At 63.5% G+C, this 3419-nt stretch carries 5 protein-coding genes; 2 read left to right on the forward strand and 3 right to left on the reverse strand.

The annotated features are described in order from the left end of the window. The first annotated feature begins 31 nt into the window (after positions 1-31). Positions 32-322 (forward strand): YggT family protein, encoded by a 291-nt coding sequence (locus EN993_RS33155; RefSeq protein WP_109665382.1) that lies wholly within the window; start codon positions 32-34, stop codon positions 320-322. Between the two features lie 13 nt (positions 323-335). Continuing rightward, positions 336-647 (forward strand): DUF167 family protein, encoded by a 312-nt coding sequence (locus EN993_RS33160; protein ID WP_126066826.1) that lies wholly within the window; start codon positions 336-338, stop codon positions 645-647. A gap of 18 nt (positions 648-665) precedes the next feature. Here the strand turns inward: EN993_RS33160 and EN993_RS33165 are convergent, their stop codons facing one another. The 3 genes from EN993_RS33165 to EN993_RS33175 are packed head-to-tail and all read right to left on the reverse strand — an operon-like array spanning position 666 to position 3416. Continuing rightward, a complete protein-coding gene (locus tag EN993_RS33165; RefSeq protein WP_109664213.1) occupies positions 666-1547 on the reverse strand; it encodes a MurR/RpiR family transcriptional regulator in 882 nt (293 codons plus the stop codon). 10 nt (positions 1548-1557) lie between these two features. After that, positions 1558-2625 carry a sn-glycerol-3-phosphate ABC transporter ATP-binding protein UgpC gene (ugpC, locus tag EN993_RS33170; protein WP_109664217.1) on the reverse strand — a complete coding sequence of 356 codons (1068 nt, stop codon included), beginning with the start codon at positions 2623-2625 and terminating at the stop codon, positions 1558-1560. A 2-nt stretch (positions 2626-2627) separates the two neighbouring features. Continuing rightward, on the reverse strand, positions 2628-3416 hold the full coding sequence (locus tag EN993_RS33175; protein ID WP_127265982.1) for an SDR family oxidoreductase: 789 nt from the start codon (positions 3414-3416) through the stop codon (positions 2628-2630). Positions 3417-3419: the final 3 nt, after the last annotated feature.

Consider the following 3419-nt stretch of genomic DNA (forward strand, 5'->3'; position numbering starts at 1 on the left):
GGCTACATGTCGGCAACAATTGGAGACCGGCATGCTCGCCCTCATTCAGACAATCGTTATGGCGCTTGACCTCTACTGGTGGATCATCATCGCATCGGCGATCTTCTCCTGGCTCTACGCCTTCAACGTCGTCAATTCGAAAAACCAGTTCGTCGGCAGTATCGGCAACATGCTCTACCGGCTGACCGAGCCGGCGTTGCGGCCGATCCGCCGCTTCATGCCGGATCTTGGCGGCATCGACATCTCGCCGATCATCCTGCTTCTGATCCTGTTCTTCCTGCGGCAGTTCATACTCACCACGGTGGCGCCACTCGTCCTGTGAGCCCGGTGCTCGCATGAGCGCGCCGTTCCGCCTGCGCGATGGTGGCGTCGACCTGTTTGTCCGGCTGACGCCGAAGGCTGCGCTGGACAGGCTCGAAGGCGTCGAGACGACAGCGGACGGTCGAAGCCATCTGAAGGCGCGCGTCCGCGCCGTGCCGGAAAACGGCGCTGCCAATCAAGCGCTTGAACGATTGCTGGCCAAGATGCTGGGCGTGCCGGCGTCCACCGTCTCGGTTGTCGCCGGCGGCACCGCCCGGCTGAAGACCGTGCGCATTTCAGGCGATCCGGCGATGTTGGCGAAAGGCATCGAGGGGCTCGGCTCCTGATGCCCTTCGGTGAAGGGTTCAATCCCCCAGCGGCAAACGCGGATCGTCGACTTTCAACGTGTTCACGCTCTGCTTGATACGGCGCAGATTTTCGAGGACTCGTGGTCCGCGCGTCTCGGCGACGGAGGTGACGATCATGTCGACGATCGACAGCAGCGCATAGCGCGACGATGTCGGCTTGTAGATGTTGCCGTCTTCCAGCGACTGGAAATGGATGACCGTGTCGGCGACCTTGGCGAGTGCGGAGTCCGGCGGCGTGATGGCGATTGTCGTGGCACCATATTGCTGGGCGACCTGCACCGCATCGATAACCGATCGCGCATAGCCCGAGACAGAGAAGGCGATCAGCGTGGTGTCGGGCGTGGCGACGGCGGCGTACATGCGCTGCAGCTGTCCGTCGATCTGCGCCAGCACCGACACGCCCAGCCTGAACAGCCGGTTCTGCATTTCGGTCGCCATCATCGAGGAAATACCGCCGGAACCGATGCACAGCACATTGCCCGAGACGGCGATGCGCGCGGCGACGGCGACCAGCGTCGTCATGTCGAGGTTTTCGCTGGCGCGCTGGATGGCCGATATCGCCGCTTCGGTGATGGCGGAAGCGATGCGCTGTTCGCGGGCATCGCGGCTCAACGGCTCCGGCGATAGATACTGGCCGCCGATGGCGATGGCCTGTGCCAGATAGAATTTGAAATCGCGCAGGCCCTCGCAACCGAGGTTGCGGCAGAACCGCGTCACCGTCGGTTCGCTGACACCGACACGCGCGGCAATTTCCGAGATCGCCGCCTTGGAGACGAAATCAAGGTCGGCCAGCACGAAGCCGGCCAGTTTGCGATCCGACTTCGTTCCGTCCTGTAACATCAGCTGCAGGCGCGTGATGATGTCGGCCGGCGTCTTCATGTATGTGTTTTCATAGAGGCAGGCCCGTCGCCTTGTCGAACAGATGGATGTTGCCGGGATCGACGGTCACCGGCAGCAGGTCGCCCGGCCTGACCGGCACCCTGTCGCGGAACACGGCGCGTACGGTATCAGCACCAATGGCGCCATAGACATGGGTCTCGGAACCGGTCGGCTCGACGACATCCACCTTGATCGCCATCGCGTCGACAGCCTCGCCGATGACGAAATGCTCGGGCCGGATGCCGGCTTCCACCGCGCTGCCCGCCGGCACCTGTTTGCCGGCAAGCGCAAGTCGGCCGCCACCGGTCGACTCGAACCAGGATTTCTGAGCTGTCGTCTTGAGAGAACCCGACACAAAGCTCATCGACGGCGAGCCAAGGAAGCTGGCGACGAACTTGTTGGCCGGCCTGTCATAGAGTTCCAGCGGCGCGCCGACCTGCTGGATCCTGCCACGGTCCATGACGACGATGCGGTCGGCCATGGTCATGGCTTCGATCTGGTCGTGGGTGACATAGACGATCGTCGATTTCAGCCGCTGGTGCAGCGCCTTGATCTCGACGCGCATCTGCACGCGCAATTGCGCGTCGAGGTTGGACAGGGGCTCGTCGAACAGGAACACCGACGGCTCGCGCACGATGGCGCGGCCCATGGCGACGCGCTGGCGCTGGCCGCCCGACAGCTGGCGGGGATAGCGGTCGAGATAGGAGAAGAGATTGAGGACGCCGGACGCCTTTTTGACCTTTGCGTCGACCGCCTCGCGCGCCTCGCCGCGTATCTTCGGGCCAAAGCCGATATTGTCGGCTGCCTTCAGATGTGGAAACAGCGCATAGGACTGGAACACCATGGCAATGTTGCGCTGCTGCGGCGGCAGCGCGTTGGCGCGCACGCCGCCGATCAACAGGTCGCCGGAGGTGATCGTCTCCAGTCCGGCCAGCATGCGCAGCAAGGTCGACTTGCCGCAGCCGGACGGGCCGACCAGCACGACGAACTCGCCGCTCTTGATATCGAGGCTGATGTTCTCGAGGATCTTGTGCTGTCCGAAGGATTTCGACAGGTCGCGAAACTCGACGTCGGTCATGCTCACGCTCCCAGAATGTCGTCGATGAAGGGCAGGCAACCGGCGGTCAGCCCCGCGTCCACCGGCATCACCACGCCCGTTATTCCAGATGCGCGATCGGACGCAAGGAAGGCGACGGCTTCCGCCACTTCCGAAGCGTTGACGATGCGGCCAAGCGGATAGAGCCGTTGCAGCTTGCCTAGGATTTCAGGATCCTTGGCAAGGCGATGGTCCCAGGCGGCGGTGCGGATCGATCCGGGGCAGACGACATTGGAGCGCAGGCCGCTGCGGCCGAGCTCGACGGCGATCGCCTTGGCGTAGGCGTTGATGCCGGCCTTGGCCGCGGCATAGGCGGGATTGCCGAAATGCGCGATGGCGTTGACCGACGAGATGAAGACGACGCTGCCGGAACCTCGGCCGGCCATCGCCTTGACCAGCGGATCGGCGAAGTTCATCACGCCGGTCAGGTTGAGGTCGAGTTCCTGCTCTATCTTGTCGGGATTGAGCGCCGAAATCGTTTCGGCGCGCGTCCAGCCGGCATTGTTGACGAGAATGTCGGGCATGCCATCCCGGTCGAGGATCGCGGCGATCGCTGCCGCTATCGATGCCTTGTCGAGAAGGTCGAAGACGTGGCGGGAGGCAAGGTGCGGGCTTTTCAATGCCTCGCTTGATTGGTCGCAGCCGACGACCCTGGCGCCCCTTTGCGCCATCAGCGCCACGATGGCGGTGCCGAGGCCGCCGCCAGCACCTGTGACCACGACAGTCTTGCCCTCGAACTCGGCCCTGCCTTCGAACTCGGCTTGCGAAACCACCGT

Origin of the sequence: Mesorhizobium sp. M7D.F.Ca.US.004.01.2.1, assembly GCF_003997785.1 — a bacterium.
GTDB lineage: Bacteria > Pseudomonadota > Alphaproteobacteria > Rhizobiales > Rhizobiaceae > Mesorhizobium > Mesorhizobium loti.

Coding starts and splice junctions, on each gene's coding strand:
- EN993_RS33165 (WP_109664213.1), bottom strand. CDS start 1,547: ATGAAGACGCCGGCCGACATCATCACGCGCCTGCAGCTGATGTTACAG.
- EN993_RS33155 (WP_109665382.1), top strand. CDS start 32: ATGCTCGCCCTCATTCAGACAATCGTTATGGCGCTTGACCTCTACTGG.
- EN993_RS33160 (WP_126066826.1), top strand. CDS start 336: ATGAGCGCGCCGTTCCGCCTGCGCGATGGTGGCGTCGACCTGTTTGTC.
- ugpC (WP_109664217.1), bottom strand. CDS start 2,625: ATGACCGACGTCGAGTTTCGCGACCTGTCGAAATCCTTCGGACAGCAC.